This is a genomic window from Rothia sp. P7208, assembly GCF_048512915.1.
GTDB lineage: Bacteria > Actinomycetota > Actinomycetes > Actinomycetales > Micrococcaceae > Rothia.
The window spans coordinates 14,789-34,827 of sequence record NZ_JBLXXW010000006.1 but is presented as its reverse complement, the minus strand read 5'-3'; the positions used below and the strand labels follow the sequence as shown (position 1 = coordinate 34,827).

The following is a 20,039-nucleotide window of genomic DNA, read 5'->3' as shown; positions in this document are numbered from 1 at the left end:
GAAGCCAAGAATACCTAAAGTTTACATAGTTACAGGGTGTGTACTGTGATTATCTACATTTAAGCCCACAATGCGATATTTTCCGTGACTATTGACAGGAGTTACCTCTAAAGTTCGGTAGCATTATGTTAACTGTGTAAAAATTGCACGTTAGTTTTGTGTTCTGGATTTGGGTGGGGGCCATTTTTATGCCACTGGTTGTGAGTATCAGCAGCCTTAAAGGTGGAGTTGGTAAAACTTCAGTTACTCTTGGTCTTACCTCAGCAGCTTTGCACGCTGGACAGAAGGTCCTTGTGATTGATTTAGATCCTCACGGCGATGCAAGCACAGGTTTGGGTGTTCCAACGACGGGAGCCGATATTGGCAGTATGCTTGCTGCCCCAGATCGGTTCTCTTTCACCGATAATATTGTTTCTTCTGGGTGGAACGCTATTGCTCAGGAACATGAAAATTCGGGTGGAGTTGTTCACGTTGTCCGTGGTAGTGCGTCTTCTACTCCCCTGGAGCAAGCACCCTTGTCTCAGTATCTGCCACGGTTGTTGAACCTGCTTCAAGGAAATATTGATGATTATGATGTGGTATTCATTGATTGCCCTCCAACGTTAGGTGTTCTCACCTCGATGGCATGGGCAGCTTCTGACCGTGTTATTTCGGTAGCTGAACCTTCTTTATTTTCGGTTGCCGGTACAGAACGTACGTTGCGTGCTATTACTCGTTTTGAGGAAAATAGTCAGTATTCAGTTTCCTCTGCTTCAGTTATTTTGAATAAGGTTCGTCCTCACAGTAGTGAGCATTCTTATCGTGTTGAAGAGATGAAGGTCTTATTTGGGGATCTTGTTGCTGACCAGTTTTTAGAGGATTTTGAAGAATTCCAACGAGTTCAAGGTTCTGCCTATCCTGTGCATTATTGGCCAAGCGATGATGTGCGACGTTGTGCAGCGGTTTTCTCTGATATTCTTCAAGGACTTAAATAATTCTTTAGACATTCAGCGAGGGGTTTTATACAAGATATTTTGTATAAAACCCCTCGCTGAATGTTTTAAGTATGTTGAGGTTATTTTCCGTTTGCTTTTTTAGCGCGAAGCAGGGAAAGCTCATCTGTTTGAGCGAGTTCTTCATCGTCAGAGATTGCGCAGGTATTTTCGCCTGGAAGGTTGGCGAGGTTAACTTCGAGTTCACGCCAGACTCTACCAATAGCAATACCAAAAACGCCTTGCCCAGCTTGTACAAGGTCAATCACTTCATGAGGTGAAGTACATTCGTAGACGCTTGCCCCGTCGCTCATCAAGGTAATGCCGGAGAGGTCTTCGATTCCGCGAGTACGTAGATGTTTCACCGAAGTTCTGATTTGTTGTAGAGAGACTCCAGTGTCAAGAAGACGCTTAACAATTTTAAGGACAAGGACGTCTCTGAAAGAGTATAAACGTTGAGATCCTGAGCCTGAGGCTGAACGTACAGTAGGTTCTACAAGTTTGGTGCGCGCCCAGTAGTCTAATTGGCGGTAGGTAATTCCTACGGCTTTGCAAGCCACTGGTCCACGGTATCCGAGGTTTTCGTCAACGAGTGAGACGGAGTCAGTGAAGAGTACCCCTTGTTCACCTTGCTGAGGAGGTTGCTTGGGCATCACTTGCTCAAACCCCAGAATAGGCTGATCCATCGGTATAGTTTCTGAGTTCTGTGTAGCTAGGTTCAAGGGCTGAACCGCAGAACTAGGGCGACGCGTGCCCCCATTCTTGTGAGCTACCATAAGGACTTCCTAACCGTAGATACTTTTTTACTGACCTCTTGACATATTACCGGTAGATACGGCAAAACGTCGTCATTCTCGATAAAGAACAGTTGTTTTTCTTCAGAGATTCCCCTGATACGAGTTTTAGGAGTCGTAGTCAGGGATAGAAGAAATAACGAGTGCCATATGTAGGCGAAGGCAAAGATTAGAGATCTCTCGTGCACGTGTTTTTGCTAGTGACAGAGAATCTTTATCTTTTCTCAAGGCTAAGGGCGCTACCGCATTTTTGACAAGTTCAGCTTCTCGTTCTGCTGTTGCGCGGAATTGACGTAAATGTCGGGGTTGCAAGCCATGAGAGGTAAGCTGAGAACAAATTTTGGTGATAGCGACATCATATTCGCTATAGTTTCCGTCGACATCTCGAATCAGACCAAAATTGATAAGTTCACGGAGCAGTGGCATATCCGCACCGGCAGCAGTAGAAAGCTCTCGAAGAGTATAGCTTCGTTCTTGCTCCGGTAAGGGAACAAAACTAGCGACGGCGTCCTGTTCTTCACCGTGTACTTGGGCATGTTGTTCTTGTGTATTACGGGGCGAAGATTCAGCTGTCGTGTCGCCTTGTGTCTTTTCCCGATAATACTGTTCGAACTCCCCTGCTTGAAGTTTATCTTTGATAACTTTCAGCGGCAGGTATTGGTCCCGTTGTAACGATAGGATGTAGCGTAGCTGTTCAACGTCTCGGGCAGAGTACTTCCGGTATCCGGTGTTTGTGCGGTGAGGTTGTACTAAGCCTTTATCTTCTAAAAAGCGAATTTTTGAAGCGCTAATGCCTTTAAAATTGACGTCAAGAGCACTAAGAACTTGGCCGATAGTGCGGTCTTTACCTTCACTATCAGAGAGCTTTTGTGCAGAGTCTGACATTTATTCTCCGACTCCCAAGAAGAATGCAAAAATGTATTTTCCAATCTGAAGTTCAGACCCATTTTTAAGGAAAGCAGTGTCTACGCGGTCGCCGTTGAGGTATGTTCCGTTGAGCGAATTATTATCCGTGATAACAAAAGATCCAGCGTTAGGCGTGAAAACAGCGTGCTGACGAGAGACGGTAACGTCGTCGAGGAAGATATCAGAATCTGGGCTACGACCCACAACGATTTGTTTCTCCGCACCGTTTTCGTCAAGCTCAGAGTTGAGCAAGAAACGAGCGCCTTCAAGTTCTGTGCTAGTGCAGATGAGTAGCCCTGAGCCTTGAGGAATGGTTGCTAAAACGTCCATTTCTTCTACTGTGGGTTTGTGGTTAGCATCTTTAAATTCTGCAAAAACTTTCGCAGCAATCCGCATCTCTTGTTGCGTGATAGCGTTGAGCGCAGCTGTCGGTGGGTGCGCTTCGTTCTGTTCAGTCATGGGGGATCCTTCGCCATAGTATTCTTCCCTGTAGGTCAAATTTTGATTGAATCTTATCCACTCATAATGATAACGATTCGGTAAACATTGAACCTACCGTCTAATCTTATAGGCAAGTATAAGAGTTAGCTATATAAAACACGATGGCATACAAAACTCCTCAAGGATTTTCTTGAAGGGATCATCAGGTAGTTCTCTAAGACGCTCCCTCATAATATGCCGTTAAACAGTATTGGTGCCGGTCTTTTACTGATGTTAAAGACCGGCACCAACAACCAGAAGAGTCGCTACTTATTCAGCAATTTCTGCAGCATAAGCTTCTGCGTCAAGAAGTGCAGAGAGATCCTCTACGTTATCGGGACGTAGCTCAATCAGCCACCCCTTCTCATAGGGATCGGTATTCACAAGAGCAGGATCTGCTTCAATTTCTTCGTTGATGGCAACGACTTCACCACTAACGGGCGCAAATAAATCTGAGACAGATTTTGTGGATTCAATTTCTCCGAAAGTCTCTGAGCCGACGACGTTCTCCCCCACCTCAGGAAGATCAACATACACGACGTCGCCAAGAGCTTGTTGTGCGTGATCGGTAATACCTATTTTTACGGTACCTTCTGCAGTTACAGCGGTCACCCATTCGTGTTCTGAGGTATATAGCAGATTTGCGGGTACGTCACTCATAGTGGCTTTCCTTTCGTGCGTGTGGCGATACGACCACCAAGATGCCCGGGGCTGCTAGCCCCAGAAAATAAACCATGTTCAGCAACGGGGAAGAACAGTGGCGTGTGCTGTTCTTAACGCAACAAGATGATACGACAATACATCTTCTTATACGTTTGACCCGTCACACACTCTATAGTATTCCACATCTCATTCAGATAGGTTCAACAACAGCGCGTTCACAAGAATTATTCTCAAACAGGCAGCCATATCTTACTTTGTAGAAGAAAACTATTTTGATGTTTAAAGCACGTGGTGTCGCAGAAAACGTTTCTACGACACCACGCCTAACAGGAGTATTAGATGACGTGTTCAGAGAATCTGTTGGGATTACCAAAACGATGCGCAGTAATCGAGACTGCCTGCTCCTTAACAAATGGAAGCATCTCAATACGTCCGGCTTCAGTGACTGCAGCCGTATAAATACCGATATCAGGACGTCCATTCAACGCGGCAAAAATGCTTGTTGCTTGATCTCCAATATAACGGATACGGCTACCTTCTAGAGGCGTACCTTGCAAGTCTGCAGTGCTCTTTGAAGCATAAGAGTTGAGCCACTGACGGTATTCCTCATCGCTTTGAAGAGCAATCTTTACTCCGTGGTTTTCTAATGTTCCAGCCACAGCTACTGGCAGCTGCTGAGCAGTTGATAGGTAGATAGGTGCACCAGCTGCCAAACCAGCAAGGAGTACACGTAAAGTATCAGCTACGTTCGCAGAAGAATCCGCACGAACTTGTACAGTTTGAGGAACATAACGCAAAATATTGCGTTCGACACCTAACTGTGAGGGGTCGTGAGCAATGCCGAACTCGCTGTTATAGGCCTCAGCATCAGAAGATGCAGAACGAACCAAGAATTCTAGTTTTTCATGGTCTACAGCAGTAGGTTGGCGGGTAGCAGCCAGAGTCTCGCGGACAGCTCGAGAGGTTGGCATAGCAGTAGCTGTCGAAGGAGCGCTCTTCCAATCGCTGAGGGCTACTAAATAGTTAGGTCCTCCAGCTTTAGTTCCACTGCCCACAGTGGATTTCTTCCAACCGCCGAAGGGCTGACGGCGAACAATTGCACCAGTAATTCCGCGGTTGACATAGAGGTTTCCTGCTTCAACACGAGATAACCATAATGCCAGTTCATCAGAATCAAGAGAGTGAAGCCCTGCAGTAAGACCGTAGTCAGTTGCATTTTGCAATTCAATGGCTTCTTCAAGAGTTTGCGCCACCATAATGCCGAGAATCGGACCAAAATATTCGGTGAGGTGATATTCACTTCCCGGCTTAACTCCTACACGTACACCTGGTGACCAGAGTTTGCCACTCTCATCAAGCTTTTTAGGTTCAATTAGCCAGCTTTCGCCGTCTCCAAGAGTGGTTAGTCCGCTGAGTAGTTTGCCTTCTGCCGGTGCGATAATCGGCCCCATCTGAGATTCGATATCTTGTGGGTAGGCTACGTGCAAGGAAGATACAGCATCGACTAGCTGATTCTTGAAACGTTCAGATTGTGCAACAGTTCCAACGAGAATCACCGTTGATGCTGCAGAACATTTTTGTCCAGCATGCCCAAAAGCAGAATAGACAACGTCCTTAACCGCTAAATCAAGGTCGGCGTTAGGCGTAACGATGATGGAGTTTTTGCCAGAGGTCTCACCAAATAATGGTAAGTCTTGACGCCATGAACGGAAAGTTTCTGCTGTTTCGTATCCGCCCGTGAGAATCAGTCGGTCTACTGCTGGGTGAGAGATAAGCTCTTTTCCGGCCTGACGATCTGTGATTTTGATGAGTCGGAGAAGCTCGCGAGGGACTCCAGCTTCCCAAAGAATCTCAGCAATCAAAGCACCCGTTCTTGCAGTGTTCGTTGCAGGTTTGAAAACGACACCAGACCCGGCCGCCAGTGCAGCAAGAACACCACCTGCGGGGATAGCCGTTGGGAAGTTCCACGGTGGCACTACTAGTGTGAGGTGAACAGGTACAGGGGTTGCCCCGTCGATGTGTTCGATATTCTCTGCCAACGTCGCATAGTAGTTTGCGAAGTCGATTGCTTCTGAGACTTCAGTATCGCCTTGGTCGAGAGTTTTTCCTGCCTCTGCTGCCATCACTTCAAGTAGTTTTGCACGGTTCACACCAAGTGCGATACCTGCTTGACGCAGAATTTTAGCTCGTTCGGCGCCACTACGTTCAGCCCAGACTTTGGATGCTTCAATCACAGAATCCACAAGTAGTTGAACCTCATCGCTAGAGCTAAGCTGTGAGGCTTCGAGAGTTTCTATGCCCAAGCTCGTTGTTTTTGAACGTTCGAGGATTTCTCGTCCCCATTGGCGGTTTGCAGCAAGCGAAGGGTCAGTATCTGGTGCGTTTTCAAATCCTTGACGGGGTCGGAAAACGTTATCGACGGTTTCTGTCTGACGGTTTTGCTGACGTTTGGGCTCAGGCACTTCATCAGTAACAGAGTTAAGCGAGCGCATGAATCGTTGTTCTTCTCGTTCGAAGAGTTCAGCGTTGTCATGCAGGTCGAATACTGCTGACATGAAGTTTTCGCTCGAAGCATTTTCTTCAAGACGTCGAACGAGATAGGAAATTGCTACGTCGAATTCTTCGGGGCGAACAACTGGAGTGTAGAGCAGAAGATGTCCGACACGTCGGCGGATGACTTCTGCCTGTTGTGCGGCCATACCGATGAGCATTTCAAATTCGATATCGTCTTTGACTCCGCGTTCTTCGCTCAAGAGTAGCGCGAATGCTACGTCGAAGAGGTTATGTCCGGCGACGCCTAGTCGAATGTTTTTGGTGTGTTCGGGGCGTAGCGCGTATTCGAGGACTCGTTTGTAGTTGGTGTCGCTGAGCTGTTTGGAATCCCAGGTGGTCAGTTCCCAACCGTGGGTGAGGGCTTCAACGATTTCCATGGAGAGGTTGGCGCCTTTGACCAGTCGCACTTTAATGCGTGCTCCGCCGGAGGCTACGCGGTTGCTAGCCCATTGCTGGAGTTTTTGCATTGCGGCGAGGGTGTCGGGCAAGTATGCCTGTAGAACGATTCCTGCTTCGAGGTCTTTGAGCTGTGGTTGGTCGAGAATTTTGGTAAAGACGTCGATGGTCATGTCGAGGTCTTTGTACTCTTCCATGTCGAGGTTAATGAACTTCTTTTCAGGAGAGTTTGCTGCAAGTTCATAAAGTGGTGTGAGTCGTTGTACTGCTTCTTCGACGACTTCGTCGAAGGCCCAGTGAGAGTGTGGGCCGGAGACAGCAGAGACTTTGATGGAGACGTAATCGACGTCGTCTCGTGCGAGGAGACGCTTGGTTTCGTTGAGTCGTCGTTCTGCTTCTTTGTCGCCGAGGACGGCTTCGCCAAGGAGGTTGACGTTAAGTTTGTTGCCGGTTTTGGTGAGGTGTTCAATAGCTGGGCCAAGTTTTTCGTCGCGGGCATCTACGATGAGGTGTCCGACCATTTCTCGGAGGACTCGTCGTGCGATACCAACGGTGGGCCATGATGCTTTGCTAGCAATTTTTCCGCCGGCGGCTACTGCACTTTTCATGTACCACGGGAGGAATGATGGTACGAGGGGTGCGATTTTTGCGAGGTTGGCTCCAGCAACATTATTGTCTTCAGGGCGAACGACGGTGTCGACGAATCCGACGGTAAAGTCTAGCCCGTTGGGGTCTTTGAGGACGCCTGCGAGCATTTGTGCGGAGGAGTCTGCGGGGACGTCTTGGGCTTCGGTGAGCCACTGGCGCACGAGGGTTCGGGCTTCTTGTGCGAGTTCTTGGTAGCGTTCTGCAGCAAAGGGATTGGTTGTCATTCCTGTGCTCCCATCTTCTGTGTTTGTGTGAATTGGCACTCATTGTGCTTTTGTTCTATTTGACCACGTTATGGTGGCGAACACACTATTAGTAAAAATAATTATTTCTCAGCATAATAGTTAAGAAAAGCTTAACTACTAGTGATGAGGTTTAGCACAATGTACGATATTCACCGGCTTCGCATCCTTCTTGAAATCCACGAACGCGGATCCCTCGCAGCAGCTTCAAGAACACTACACCTCACCTCTTCTGCTATCTCACAACAGATGACAGCACTCGAAAAAGAAGCTGGCGCTCCCCTTATTCGCAGATCAGGACGTTCAGTACGACTGACCGACGAAGGACTTATCCTCGTCCACGGCGCACGAGCTATCCTCAGAGAAATGGATAAGACCGCCACTCGCATTGCACAGTTTTCTGGCGAACCGCTAGGCACCGTAAGGCTAGCAATTTTTCAGTCAGCAGCGATGGCGCTCTTACCCACAGCACTATCGTATTTACAGCAGAACGCACCGCAACTCATTTTAGAAGTTGTGCAGATAGACCCCGAAACAGGTTTAGAACTCACAAGAAGCAGACAATTCGACCTTGCTATTACGGAGTCCTATCCGCACCATTTTGTACCTGAACATGAGGACCTACAACTTGAACTACTCACGGCAGACCCTATTCACCTTGTTTTAGCACAAGATTCTCCCTACACAACCCTCACTGAAGCAAAATCTCTACCATGGGTTTTTGAACGAGAACACAATACCAGCCGTATTTGGGGTATTAATCAATGCCGTCAGGCAGGCTTCGAACCGCAAGTTCGTTATAGCATCGAAGATTTACTCACTCATGTACGTCTTGCAGAACAAGGTTATGCAGCAGCTATTCTGCCCGGTTTTGTCACATCTTCCACGCACCACAAGACCTCTATTAAACTCATCTGCTTACCAGAACACCCCGAACGTCAAATCTTTACCGCCTCTAGAATTGACAGTGCAGGACAACCCAACATTGCCATGGTCAGAAGGGCACTATCATATGCAGCCGGTGCCCTCAAACATCATCAAGAGAGCATGTGCCCCAGTGACACTATCTAAAAAAGTTTTAAGGACAGTCCATCAACGCTTCAGCAAGTTGAGTATCTATCACCACATCTGTAATAGCGCCAGTGCGCAGTGCACCTCGTAAAGCAAAGACTCGGTGATTGCCAGAAACTACCGCAATCCGGCGACGAATCCGTGCCAATTCTGTTGCGGTTGGCCCCGTTGCACGTTGGTTCACGGCAAGGTCTTGATAGCTTCCATCTTCACGAAGAAGTACCGTACACATATCTCCGACAACACCACTTGCACGCAATTCGCGTTGTTCTTGAGCATCAAAATACCCTCCGTTATACACGTGAGAAGGAATAGCGCCACCAAAAGCCCCAATCCCAAACACCGCAACATCAGCTTTACGCTGTGTAGCGAGAACTCCCATAATGCTCCGTTCACGCCACATTGCTTCTTTAGTTTCAGAATGGTCAAAGAAAGCAGGAACGGGAAAATGCACCATCTGCGCATCGTATGCGGCGGTAATCTGCCCAAGAATCGACCCCGAGTAAGGTATACCTGTATGCCGAGCGTTACCGGCTCCGTTAAGTTGTACTACCACCACATCTTTGAGCGGACGATACGGCAGATGTTTGGCTAGCTCTGTCACCGTTGATCCCCACGCAACACCTAATGAGGTGCCTTCTTCAACGCAGGAGTCCACAAGAATTGCTCCACGCTTAGCGACTTTTTCCATACGGGAAATAGCAGATTGTTCTTTTGAAGTTTTCACCAGATGCACACGAACTCGATACTTGTCTCCAAGTCTTTGAGCAAGATCTGTTTGCGGTTTGCTGTTTTCGTTGAGCCGAATCTGCACGATTCCGGTGTCTCGAGCAGTTTTGAGTAGGCGTGATACCGTTGCGCGTGAGGTGTATAGATGTTGCGCAATTTGTTCCATAGTGAGGTTTTCCATGTAGTACAGGTACGCTGCCTCGTATGCGGTGTCGTGACGTTCGTTCATTCAAATTTCCCCCTTCTGAAAAAACGTTCAAATGTTTTGGTCATAGTAACTACAACTACGTCAGAATGTATATCAAGCATCCGTAGTAGAAAGGGACAGGAACTATGGCCAACACACAATTCGCTCAGAAGTCTCAGCTTACCGCATCTTCTCGTACTGAAGCTCTCCACGAAATGAGCAAAGAAGAAGGCGTAGACATTCTCGTCATTGGCGGAGGCGTCACCGGCGCCGGTATCGCCTTAGACGCAGCAACCCGCGGACTCAAAACCGCTATCGTCGAAGCAGGCGACTGGGCAGCAGGAACTTCAGCATGGTCATCAAAACTTGTCCACGGCGGACTCCGATACCTCTACAACCTTGACTTTAAACTCGTAGCAGAAGCACTCAAAGAACGTGGCCTACTCCTTGAAAAAATTGCGCCACACCTCGTTAAAGCACAGCCTTTCCTATGGCCTCTCAAAACACCAGTCATCGAACGCGCCTATTCCGCTATCGGAATTGGAATGTACGACACTCTTGCATTGATTGGGGCTCGTGGCAAAAAAACTGTACCGCCACAACACCACTTCTCAAAGCAAGGCACGAAAACCGTATTCCCCGATATTAAAGATTCAGCTTTTACCGGAGCTATCCAGTTCTACGATGCACGCGTTGATGATGCACGCCTCGTCATTGACCTTGTACGCACCGCAGCAGGATACGGTGCCCTAGCGGCATCTCGTACACAAGTCACCCGAGTACTCAAAGACACTCAAGGAAAAGTTACCGGAGCAGTCATCCGAGACCTTGAAAACGGACAAGAACACACTGTTCGTACCCAACACATCATTAACGCTACCGGCGTATGGACCGAAGAGTCTGAGTCCATGGCCAATAAAGATGCCGGGCTTAAAGTTCTTGCATCCAAAGGTATTCACATCATCGTTCCACGAGACCGCATTAATGCTTCCAGCGGTATCTTCACCAAAACCGAAAAATCTGTACTCTTCATCATCCCTTGGCAGCGTTACTGGATTATCGGAACAACCGACACCCCATACACCGAAGACATCACGCACCCTGTAGCAACTTCGCAAGATATTGACTATGTACTCGAACAAGCCAATAAGCTCCTTGCACGTGAGCTGACCCGTGATGACATCATCGGAACCTATGCAGGTCTACGTCCGCTACTACAGCCAAAGCTTAAAGAAGGCTCCGAGGCAGCATCTACTAAAGTTTCACGCGAGCATACCGTCACCGAAGTAGCCCCCGGAATGAGCGCTATCGCGGGTGGAAAACTCACCACCTACCGTGTTATGGCAGCTGACGCCGTAGACTTTGCGCTCAAAGAACGAGCACAAGAGCAGCCTTCTGTCACTGAAAATATTCAATTGGTGGGTGCCGCTGGTTTTTCTGCAGCACAAGCATCTTCCCCACGTCTCGCACAACGATTCGGCTGGGACGAAGACCGTATGGAGCATTTGCTCGAACGCTATGGTGCAGATATTACGGAACTCGTGGCACTTATTGATGAAGCACCAGAATTAGCGCAACCCTTGGCAAAAGCTCCACAATTCCTCAGAGCAGACGTCCTCTTTGCAGTACGTTACGAAGGTGCTCTTCACTTAGAAGATGTGCTCATCCGCCGTTGCCGTCTAGACCTTGAACAGCGTGACCGTGGCTTACGTGCAGCCGAAGAAGTCCTCCAAGTAATGGCGCCAGAACTCGGTTGGAGCGAAGCTGAAGCGGAGAAAGAGCTAGAACTCTACCGTAAACGCGTAGAAGCAATCGCTCAAGCAGAAGAAAAAACTTCTGACGTTCAGGCAGCTCAATGCATCACATCTATCGAGCATGTCTGCCCTCGCGTACCTCTAGGCTAGTATTCCATAAGTTTCCCCATAGAAAACTTCACATGAAAGGTATAGATACAGAACTCCCCATACAGATAAAATACTGATTTTTTTGATGAAGGGGCAGAAACTTTCCCCCAGCTACAATGTTTCTGCCCCTCTCATATCAACCGCTCAGGCACACACAATATGTCGCAGTGCCTCTCATCTTTTTCTTGTCGTTATTTGAGGATTTTTCCCTCAAGAATGTTTGTGTAAAAGCAATGGTTGCTTTTACTCCTTCCCCCACCACAATGCTGTGTTGAAAGGAAAAATACATGCAGACTATTTTGGCGGAGGGCGCATCTGCCCTCGTAGGAGCGGATGGAGTACCTACTGCATTAGGATTATTCTCCTCCGAATTTTTGGGAACCTTTATCCTCATTCTTCTTGGCGGTGGCGTTTGCGCTGCTTGTTCGCTACCAAAATCTATCGCTAAAGATGCAGGCTGGGTAGCTATTGCGTTGGGCTGGGGTATGGCAGTTTTTGCTGCAGTGTACCTATCTGGTCCATCTGGTGCGCACCTTAACCCTGCCGTCACCATCGGGCTGTGGGCTGCCGGCGAAAACCTTGTCGGCGAAGTACCTGCAACAGCATCTAATATGATGATTTACTTTGCGGGTCAATTTACGGGTGCCTTTACCGGTGCTGTCATGGTATTTCTCACCTATAAGAAACACTTTGATGAGGAAACCGAACCAGGTGTCAAACTTGGTATTTTCTCTACCGGACCAGCAATTCGCTCCTATGGTTGGAACGTATTTACTGAAGCAGTCGGAACCTTTGTACTCATCGGATTCGTTGTAGCGTCAGGGCAAACTCCCTCCGGTCTTGGACCTTTGGCTGTTGCTCTCATCGTGGTAGGTATTGGTTTCTCCCTCGGTGGTGCAACCGGTTACGCTATCAACCCTGCTCGTGACCTTGGTCCACGTATTGCTCACGCAGTGCTACCTATCAAGGGTAAAGGCGATTCTAACTGGTCCTATGCTTGGGTTCCAGTCGTTGGCCCAATCATCGGATCTGTTGCAGCAGCAATTCTCGTTCCTATGTTCCTCGGAATCTAATTCGAGTTTGTAGGGTTTCTCATCACCGCACCGTTATTGCATTTTCCATCATCTACTATTTGAGGTACACATTGACTCAACACAAGTTCTCCTTGGGTATTCTCAATGCCCCACCAGCAGCCAAACGTATCCCCGAAAACGAAATCCCGCAGCGTTACCGTCGCATGCGTCTGAGCGTCTTTATGGGAATCTTCATCGGCTACGCAGGGTTCTATCTCATCCGTAATAACGTTTCACTCGTCTCAGCAGTACTTAAAGATCACGACATCCTCAATGCTGTTGGCATTGGTATCGTCGCAAACGCAGTGCTCTTCTCTTACGGGTTATCAAAGTTCTTCATGGCAATGCTCTCTGATAGAGCTAATGCCCGTTACTTTATGCCCCTAGGTTTAGCGCTCTCTGCGGTAATCAACCTGATGATTGCCTTCATTCCGGCATTATCAGCTACCGTTATGATTTTTGCTTTGACAATGTTCGTCAACGGTTGGGTGCAGGGCATGGGATGGCCGCCCTCAGGGCGTGTTCTCGTCCACTGGTTCTCAACAAACGAACGTGGGTGGAAAACCTCCATTTGGAATTGTGCACATAACGTCGGTGGTGCAGCTGTTGGCGTCATCTCAGCGTGGGCACTCGATCACTACGCTCAGTCTGAGGCAGACTGGCGACCAGCTTTCTGGGCACCAGCTATCGTTGCGCTCGTTGTTGCTTTTATCGCGTTCCTTCTAATTCGTGACCGTCCTGAAGCGGTTGGTTTGCCACCTATCGAAGAGTATCGTAACGATCCTCCCAAGGTCGCTTCTGAATCTCAGATTCCGTGGAAAGAAATGCTTTTCAAGCATGTTTTGAAGAACAAAGTTATCGTGCTTTTAGCAATCACAAACGTCTTTGTTTACACTCTGCGGTACGGCGTTCTTAACTGGATTCCGATTTATCTCACCGATAAGATTCACGGCACAAACGTCAAAGAAGGCATTCTTGGTTTCGCAATCTATGAGCTTGCAGGGATCATCGGCACACTTTTGTGCGGTTGGCTATCCGATAAAGTCTTCAAAGGGTGGCGTTCTGGTGCAGGAATGGTATTCCTCGCAGGTGTAGGTATAGCGTTAGCAACATACGCGTTGCTACCAGCTACTGCACCTATCGGAGTTTTCTATCTGCTCATCGCCATCATCGGTGGTCTTATCTATGGCCCTGTGATGCTTATCGGGTTACAGGCTATCGATTTATCCCCTCGTAACGTTGCAGGAACCGCAGCCGGATTTACGGGACTTTTTGGGTACTTACTTGGTGCTTCACTGGCATCTACCGGTGTAGGTTTGCTCATCCACTATTTTGGTTGGGGCGTAGCCTATAGCGCGTTGCTTGGAATCGTTGTTCTCGCTCTGGTTTTCATGTGGATTATCGGCCGTAAAGAACGTGAGCTCCTACAACAACGCGAGATGGCAGACAACAACTAATTTTTCTCGTACGAGATATCTTTTGTCCATTATCAAAATCTCAAACTTCACAAGGAAGTGACATTATGACTACTACTCTCCCCGAGCGTAAGAAGTACATTCTTTCCATCGACCAGGGAACAACCAGCTCTCGCGCGATTCTTTTCAACAAGAGTGGCGAAATCAAGTCCATCGGCCAGCTGGAGCACGAACAGATTTTCCCAAAGGCTGGGTGGGTAGAACACGATCCCATGGAAATCTGGGAAAATGTCCGCCAGGCAGTAGGCCAGTGTATGACCAAAGCTGAGGTCAACCACCACGAAATTGCAGCGGTAGGTATCACTAACCAGCGCGAAACTGCTGTTGTCTGGGATAAGACCACAGGTAAACCTGTATATAACGCTATTGTGTGGCAGGATACCCGCACCCAAAAAATTTGTGATGAGCTAGGTGGTGAGGCAGGCCCCGGTAAGTACCACGATATTGTTGGTCTTAACTTGGCAACATACTTCTCCGGCCCTAAGGTCAAATGGATTCTTGATAACGTCGAAGGCGCACGCGAAAAAGCAGAAGCAGGCGATTTGCTCTTTGGCAATACTGACACCTGGGTTCTATGGAATTTGACCGGTGGTGTTGATGGCGGCGTTCACATCACAGACGTTACCAATGCGTCCCGCACCCTGCTGATGAATATCCGTACCCTCGAATGGGACGAAAACATTGCAGCAGATATGGGAATCCCGATGTCTATGCTCCCTGAGATTAAGTCCTCATCCGAAGTTTACGGATACGGACGTTCTCAAGGACTTCTCAACGGCACCCCTATCGCGGGTATTCTCGGTGACCAGCAGGCAGCAACTTTCGGTCAAGCTTGCTTTGAAAAGGGCATGGCAAAGAATACTTACGGAACCGGTAACTTCATGTTGATGAACACCGGCGAGGAGCCCGTCATCTCTGAGAATGGGTTGCTCACAACTGTTGCGTATAAGATTGGCGATCAAGCACCTGTCTACGCATTGGAAGGCTCCGTCGCTGTTTCTGGTTCACTGATTCAATGGCTTCGCGATAACCTGAAGATGATTGATAATGCGGCAGATTCAGAAGCTCTTGCGACAAGCGTTGAAGATTCTGGCGGATGCTATGTTGTCCCCGCTTTCTCTGGTCTCTTTGCACCACATTGGCGACCAGACGCACGTGGCGTTATCGTGGGTCTGACCCGTTATGTTAACCGTGCACATATTGTTCGTGCTGCTCTTGAATCTACTGCTTGGCAGACTCGTGAGGTTCTCGACGCAATGAATGCTGATGCGCAAGCTGCAGGAACTAACGTTGATCTTTCTGAGCTACGTGTTGATGGCGGCATGACGGCAAACGAATTCCTCATGCAATTCCAGGCAGATATCTTGGGCGTACCTGTGATCCGTCCAAAAGTCATCGAAACTACCGCATTGGGTGCTGCTTATGCTGCAGGTATCGCAGTTGGTTTCTGGAGTGGTGAAGAAGATGTCACCGCAAACTGGGCTGAGGACCAGCGTTGGACTCCGCAAATGCCAACTGACGAAGTTGAACGTCAATACCGTCTTTGGAAGAAGGCTGTAGCAAAGACTCTCGACTGGGTCGATGAGGATGTAGACCAAGACTAAAGCTATTGTCGTTTTCACTCTTCGATAGCTGACTTTCACTAACGCTGAGTCATAGGTGTTGTATGTACTCCATGGGAGTATTTATGACGCTTATGGCTCAGCGTTAGGCTTAATAGCAGATTTTTATACCAGTTTTTGAGAGGGTGAGAAGATGAGCATTACTTATCTTTCGTATCAAAATATCCTCGAACATTTCTCTCCTGCACAAGCAGTACATGCGCTCCGAGAAACTTTAAAAAATGGTTATGATCCAAGTTGTGATTATCCTCGTCAGAAAATGGATATGCCCTACGCTCAGCTGCTCATGATGCCTTCTTATACTCGTGATAGTTTCGGAATGAAAATCCTCAGCTGCGCAGATACCTCGGTACGTCCTGATGTGCCGTTGATTCAAGGGTCTTATCTTCTATTCAATGCGCAGACCCTTGCACCAACACATGTTCTTGATGGCGTGGCACTAACTGATATCCGCACGTCAGCGGTTTCTATTGCCGGTGTTTACCCTTATATTTCTGGTTCTTCAGAACCACTAAAAACCGTCATTTTTGGCTGTGGTGCACAAGGACGCGCCCACCTTAAGACCCTCGAAAATACGCTCGAGGCAATACGTCCAGTAGAGCATACTTTTATTAGCCGTACCCAGCCAGAAGATATAACACAGTGGGTTCAGGCTGATTCTCAGGATGCTGCTGATGTCCTCAAACAGGCAGAACTCATTCTTTGTACCACGACTTCATCCACTCCCCTTTTTGAGGTAGAAGATATTAGCCCTCACGCTGTTATTGTTGCGGTGGGTTCTCATACTCCGCAGGCACGAGAAGTGAGTTCTTCAGTGATGGAAGTTGCTGAAGTGATTGTTGAAGATATAGCAACTGCTCTTCGCGAATGCGGTGATGTTATCTGCGCAATTGAAGACGGTGTCTTGGCAGAAGACAAGTTGTATCCTCTGTGTAAGATTGTTTCAGGAGATCTTAAAGTAAGGTCTGAACGCCCTATTGTTTTTAAAACATCAGGTATGGGTTGGGAAGATTTAACATTAGCAGAAGCAATCGTACGTTCAGTGCAGTCTTAAGATAACGCTATCCTAGAGATATTGTTATGTGTCTTCTCTACTTGTCATCATTATGTGGTGCGGAAGGTTTTTATTATGACTGAGTCTGTTTCCAACGTGATTGAAGAAGCAGCCGGTAATGATGTTCTCTCACGTGTCTATACCACTTGTGCTACGAAGATTGGGACTATTTTTCTTTGCGTTGAAGAGGGCGCTCTTGTTGGTGCGTGGTTAGAGAAGCAAAAGCATTTTCCTGAAAAAGAGCGTCTGGGAAAGTTCGTTGAAGCTCATGAGAATAGTGTTCTTTCTCAGGCTGTACAAGAGTTAGAAGAATATTTTCGAGGTCAACGTACTGTCTTTGAGATTCCTCTTCGCCCTGAAGGAACAGATTTTCAACTAGCAGTGTGGAATCTCGTCTCAGACATCCGTTACGGGTATACAGATACGTACGGTGCTATTAGCCGTGTTGTTGGTCCTGGTGCTCCTGCTCAGGCCGTAGGCCAAGCGGTAGGCCGAAACCCTTGTATTATTTTTATTCCTTGTCATAGGGTTCTTGGGGCGGGAGGAAAAATAACCGGTTATGCAGGAGGTCTTTCTGCAAAACAGTGGTTATTAGAGTTAGAACGGCCCCAGAATCTAGCAGGTGATCGTCTTTTCTAAGACATTAGATATCGTATAAAAATAAAGCCGTGATAAAAACAATAAGTTTTTATCACGGCTTTGTTGGTCGGGTTGACAGGATTTGAACCTGCGACCCCTTGACCCCCAGTCAAGTGCGCTACCAAGCTGCGCCACAACCCGAAATGCTGTATAGAAAACCTGAAGGTTTCTAGCACCTAGACAACTATACAGCACCGACAAGAGCGAAGACAAACTCACAACCTAAAAACTTGAGAGTCTTAGCTCACACTTATGGAGGTGCGCTGCACGTCGCAACCGTGTCGTCAACGCACAACACACACCACAAATACTATTTAGCGTCGAGAGCCTTTAGAGGACTGACGTTTCTTATCAAGCTGACGACGTTCACGTACACGCATCGAAATTTCAAGTGGAGTACCTGTGTATTCGAAAGTCTCACGCAAACGACGCATAATAAAACGACGGTATCCAGGATCCAAGAAACCTGTCGTAAAGAGAACAAACTTTGGAGGACGAGAAGACACTTGCGTACCAAAGAGAATACGAGGCTGCTTACCGCCACGTAAAGGATGCGGATGCGCAGCAACAATCTCGCCCAAGAAAGCGTTAAGACGTCCTGTAGGAATACGAGAATCCCATGATTCAAGAGCAGTTTCCAAAGCTGGTACAAGCTTATCTTTATGCCAGCCAGTACGCGCAGAGATATTTACACGAGGAGCCCACGCAACATGCGCAAGGTCACGGTCAATTTCTCGTTCTAGCTGATCTCGACGCTCTTCATCAAGAGTGTCCCACTTATTAAAGGCCAGCACTAGAGCACGCCCCGAATCAACAACCTGCTGAATAATCCGAATGTCCTGTTCAGAGATGGTCTCTGAAACATCGAGAAGAACAACACATACTTCAGAACGTTCAATAGCAGTTTGGGTTCTTAGAGAAGCATAGAAATCTGCGCCTTTTGCCATATGCACACGACGACGAATACCTGCCGTATCCACAAAACGCCAAGGACGCCCCCCTAGCTCAACGATCTCATCCACAGGGTCACGTGTCGTACCTGCAAGATCATTAACTACGGCACGTTCTTCACCGGCGAGCTTGTTTAGTAACGAGGACTTACCCACGTTGGGGCGACCCACCAGAGCCACACGACGAGGACCACCTAAAGCCTCTGGCTCAGCATATTGAGAATGCTCCGGCATCACTTCGTATAAGGCGTCAAGAAGGTCAGCAAGCCCACGGCCGTGCAGACCCGACACAGGATAGGGCTGGCCCATACCCAAAGACCACAAGCTATGAATTTCAGCTTCTTGATGTTCAGCGTCTACCTTGTTAGCGATCAGCAAAAGAGGCTTATTAATACGACGCAACATACGAACAATCGCTTCGTCGGTTGCAGAAATACCAACCATTGCGTCCACCACTAACAACACAACATCAGCGTGCGCTACAGCAATCTCTGCTTGAGCAGCCACCTGCGCATCAATGCCCTTAGCGTCAGCTTCCCAACCGCCGGTATCAACGAGAGTGAAGTCTTTTCCGTTCCACTCTGCTTTATAAGAAACACGGTCACGCGTCACACCAGGTTTGTCTTCAACAACGGCTTCACGACGACCCAAAATACGGTTGATAATAGTGGATTTACCGACGTTTGGGCGTCCAACGATAGCGACAACGGGGTCAGCTTCTTCACTTTCATCTTCGTTAATATCGAAGCCCCATGCACCAAGTAGCTGGCGGTCTTCCTCTTCTAGAGCATAGTCTTCAAGACCTGCACGCAAGGCCTCAGCTCGTTGTTCAGCGGTTTCGTCATCGATCTGCGCTAAACGCTCTGAAACGTTATCGTTACCGTCACCTAAATATTTCTTCTCATACTCATCGCGCTCTGGCGTCGTATTCTCTACCATAAAAATTCTTTTCTCTTCGCTCGTATAATCTATTTAGTTCAAGTCTAATGCACTATCGGAGTGAATTTGGTCTTCGATAGCTTCACGCACAGCAAGAATCGTCTGTTCAAAATCTAATTCAGATGAATCAACCAAAGTTACGCCCTCAGCAGCTTCCATAAAATTATTGACTCGGGAATCTTTAGCGTCACGTTCAGCAACCTGTTTCTGTAGCTGCTGCTGATTTTGTGTTCCACCAAGCTGAATACCACGACGAGCCATTCGAACCTCTTCAGACGCCGTTAACAGCACACGCGCATGAGCATCTGGGGCGACAACTGTGGTGATGTCTCGACCTTCAACAACAATACGCCGTGCACAGTCTTCAATCATTTGACGCTGTTGGGCAACCAACAAAGAACGGACCTCAGGCACAGAAGCAATAGCAGAAACAGACTCTGAAATACGTGGAGAACGAATCTGCGCAGAAACATCTGTACCGCCGACCCGCAAGAATTTTTCATCGACAGTGGTGCTTTGTTCTAAGGGAAAACGCTGCGCAGCTTCAATCACTGCTGATGTATCGTTGAGGTCAACGTGCTCTTCTAGACAGTACCATGTCAAGGCACGGTACATGGCGCCAGTATCGAGGTATGCCAGCTGATAGTGGCGTGCAATCTGCTCAGATACCGATGATTTTCCAGAACCAGAAGGCCCATCAATCGCGATTACAAGTTCTTTCATCGTCTTGTCTTCTTTCATCT

At 47.9% G+C, this 20,039-nt stretch carries 16 protein-coding genes and 1 tRNA gene; 8 read left to right on the top strand and 9 right to left on the bottom strand.

The genetic code is table 11. From position 1 onward, the window contains the following. Positions 1–200 precede the first annotated feature (200 nt). Positions 201–974, top strand: coding sequence for a ParA family protein (locus tag ACN084_RS06535; RefSeq protein ID WP_419101907.1), 774 nt, complete (start codon positions 201–203; stop codon positions 972–974). An 80-nt stretch (positions 975–1,054) separates the two neighbouring features. Here the strand turns inward: ACN084_RS06535 and ACN084_RS06530 are convergent, their stop codons facing one another. The 5 genes from ACN084_RS06530 to ACN084_RS06510 form a co-directional block, all read right to left on the bottom strand. Beyond that, on the bottom strand, positions 1,055–1,657 hold the full coding sequence (locus ACN084_RS06530) for a MerR family transcriptional regulator (protein WP_419101946.1): 603 nt from the start codon (positions 1,655–1,657) through the stop codon (positions 1,055–1,057). A gap of 216 nt (positions 1,658–1,873) precedes the next feature. Then, positions 1,874–2,650, bottom strand: a complete 777-nt coding sequence (locus ACN084_RS06525) for a MerR family transcriptional regulator (RefSeq protein WP_419101908.1) — start codon at positions 2,648–2,650, stop codon at positions 1,874–1,876. Next, a complete protein-coding gene (locus tag ACN084_RS06520) occupies positions 2,651–3,130 on the bottom strand; it encodes an FHA domain-containing protein (protein WP_419101909.1) in 480 nt (159 codons plus the stop codon). 291 nt (positions 3,131–3,421) lie between these two features. After that, on the bottom strand, positions 3,422–3,811 hold the full coding sequence (gcvH, locus tag ACN084_RS06515) for a glycine cleavage system protein GcvH (RefSeq protein WP_419101910.1): 390 nt from the start codon (positions 3,809–3,811) through the stop codon (positions 3,422–3,424). A 338-nt stretch (positions 3,812–4,149) separates the two neighbouring features. After that, on the bottom strand, positions 4,150–7,635 hold the full coding sequence (locus ACN084_RS06510; RefSeq protein WP_419106289.1) for a bifunctional proline dehydrogenase/L-glutamate gamma-semialdehyde dehydrogenase: 3,486 nt from the start codon (positions 7,633–7,635) through the stop codon (positions 4,150–4,152). Positions 7,636–7,794: 159 nt separating this feature from the next. Between ACN084_RS06510 and ACN084_RS06505 the strand changes: the two genes are divergently transcribed. Beyond that, positions 7,795–8,724: a LysR family transcriptional regulator gene (locus tag ACN084_RS06505; RefSeq protein WP_419106288.1), complete on the top strand. Its 930-nt coding sequence runs from the start codon at positions 7,795–7,797 to the stop codon at positions 8,722–8,724. Positions 8,725–8,731: 7 nt separating this feature from the next. Here ACN084_RS06505 and ACN084_RS06500 read toward each other — a convergent pair whose 3' ends face one another. Continuing rightward, positions 8,732–9,682: a sugar-binding transcriptional regulator gene (locus tag ACN084_RS06500; protein ID WP_419106287.1), complete on the bottom strand. Its 951-nt coding sequence runs from the start codon at positions 9,680–9,682 to the stop codon at positions 8,732–8,734. Positions 9,683–9,786: 104 nt separating this feature from the next. On the opposite strand from ACN084_RS06500, the gene ACN084_RS06495 reads away from it, so the two are divergent. The 6 genes from ACN084_RS06495 to ACN084_RS06470 all read left to right on the top strand — a co-directional run bounded on the left by ACN084_RS06495 (position 9,787) and on the right by ACN084_RS06470 (position 17,407). Next, on the top strand, positions 9,787–11,544 hold the full coding sequence (locus ACN084_RS06495; RefSeq protein ID WP_419106286.1) for an FAD-dependent oxidoreductase: 1,758 nt from the start codon (positions 9,787–9,789) through the stop codon (positions 11,542–11,544). A 287-nt stretch (positions 11,545–11,831) separates the two neighbouring features. Next, a complete protein-coding gene (locus tag ACN084_RS06490; protein WP_419101915.1) occupies positions 11,832–12,617 on the top strand; it encodes an MIP/aquaporin family protein in 786 nt (261 codons plus the stop codon). A gap of 71 nt (positions 12,618–12,688) precedes the next feature. After that, complete coding sequence (locus ACN084_RS06485) at positions 12,689–14,074, top strand: MFS transporter (RefSeq protein ID WP_419101916.1); 1,386 nt, start codon at positions 12,689–12,691, stop codon at positions 14,072–14,074. A 65-nt stretch (positions 14,075–14,139) separates the two neighbouring features. Beyond that, positions 14,140–15,696, top strand: coding sequence for a glycerol kinase GlpK (gene glpK / locus ACN084_RS06480; protein ID WP_419106285.1), 1,557 nt, complete (start codon positions 14,140–14,142; stop codon positions 15,694–15,696). Positions 15,697–15,847: 151 nt separating this feature from the next. Then, complete coding sequence (locus ACN084_RS06475) at positions 15,848–16,768, top strand: ornithine cyclodeaminase family protein (protein ID WP_419106283.1); 921 nt, start codon at positions 15,848–15,850, stop codon at positions 16,766–16,768. Positions 16,769–16,843: 75 nt separating this feature from the next. Further along, complete coding sequence (locus tag ACN084_RS06470; RefSeq protein WP_419106282.1) at positions 16,844–17,407, top strand: methylated-DNA--[protein]-cysteine S-methyltransferase; 564 nt, start codon at positions 16,844–16,846, stop codon at positions 17,405–17,407. 64 nt (positions 17,408–17,471) lie between these two features. Here ACN084_RS06470 and ACN084_RS06465 read toward each other — a convergent pair. The 3 genes from ACN084_RS06465 to cmk all read right to left on the bottom strand — a co-directional run bounded on the left by ACN084_RS06465 (position 17,472) and on the right by cmk (position 20,019). Continuing rightward, positions 17,472–17,548, bottom strand: a tRNA-Pro gene (locus ACN084_RS06465). A 173-nt stretch (positions 17,549–17,721) separates the two neighbouring features. Continuing rightward, positions 17,722–19,296: a ribosome biogenesis GTPase Der gene (gene der, locus ACN084_RS06460; RefSeq protein ID WP_419101920.1), complete on the bottom strand. Its 1,575-nt coding sequence runs from the start codon at positions 19,294–19,296 to the stop codon at positions 17,722–17,724. A gap of 33 nt (positions 19,297–19,329) precedes the next feature. After that, the gene (cmk, locus tag ACN084_RS06455) at positions 19,330–20,019 is read right to left on the bottom strand and encodes a (d)CMP kinase (RefSeq protein WP_419101921.1); all 690 of its coding nucleotides are present in this window, start codon (positions 20,017–20,019) and stop codon (positions 19,330–19,332) included. Positions 20,020–20,039: the final 20 nt, after the last annotated feature.

Excerpts from the sequence above, each read along its gene's own strand:
- ACN084_RS06510 (WP_419106289.1), bottom strand. The coding sequence starts at position 7,635 with ATGACAACCAATCCCTTTGCTGCAGAACGCTACCAAGAACTCGCACAA.
- ACN084_RS06475 (WP_419106283.1), top strand. The coding sequence starts at position 15,848 with ATGAGCATTACTTATCTTTCGTATCAAAATATCCTCGAACATTTCTCT.
- gcvH (WP_419101910.1), bottom strand. The coding sequence starts at position 3,811 with ATGAGTGACGTACCCGCAAATCTGCTATATACCTCAGAACACGAATGG.
- ACN084_RS06490 (WP_419101915.1), top strand. The coding sequence starts at position 11,832 with ATGCAGACTATTTTGGCGGAGGGCGCATCTGCCCTCGTAGGAGCGGAT.
- ACN084_RS06505 (WP_419106288.1), top strand. The coding sequence starts at position 7,795 with ATGTACGATATTCACCGGCTTCGCATCCTTCTTGAAATCCACGAACGC.
- ACN084_RS06500 (WP_419106287.1), bottom strand. The coding sequence starts at position 9,682 with ATGAACGAACGTCACGACACCGCATACGAGGCAGCGTACCTGTACTAC.
- ACN084_RS06520 (WP_419101909.1), bottom strand. The coding sequence starts at position 3,130 with ATGACTGAACAGAACGAAGCGCACCCACCGACAGCTGCGCTCAACGCT.
- ACN084_RS06470 (WP_419106282.1), top strand. The coding sequence starts at position 16,844 with ATGACTGAGTCTGTTTCCAACGTGATTGAAGAAGCAGCCGGTAATGAT.
- ACN084_RS06525 (WP_419101908.1), bottom strand. The coding sequence starts at position 2,650 with ATGTCAGACTCTGCACAAAAGCTCTCTGATAGTGAAGGTAAAGACCGC.
- cmk (WP_419101921.1), bottom strand. The coding sequence starts at position 20,019 with ATGAAAGAACTTGTAATCGCGATTGATGGGCCTTCTGGTTCTGGAAAA.
- der (WP_419101920.1), bottom strand. The coding sequence starts at position 19,296 with ATGGTAGAGAATACGACGCCAGAGCGCGATGAGTATGAGAAGAAATAT.
- ACN084_RS06495 (WP_419106286.1), top strand. The coding sequence starts at position 9,787 with ATGGCCAACACACAATTCGCTCAGAAGTCTCAGCTTACCGCATCTTCT.
- ACN084_RS06530 (WP_419101946.1), bottom strand. The coding sequence starts at position 1,657 with ATGGATCAGCCTATTCTGGGGTTTGAGCAAGTGATGCCCAAGCAACCT.
- glpK (WP_419106285.1), top strand. The coding sequence starts at position 14,140 with ATGACTACTACTCTCCCCGAGCGTAAGAAGTACATTCTTTCCATCGAC.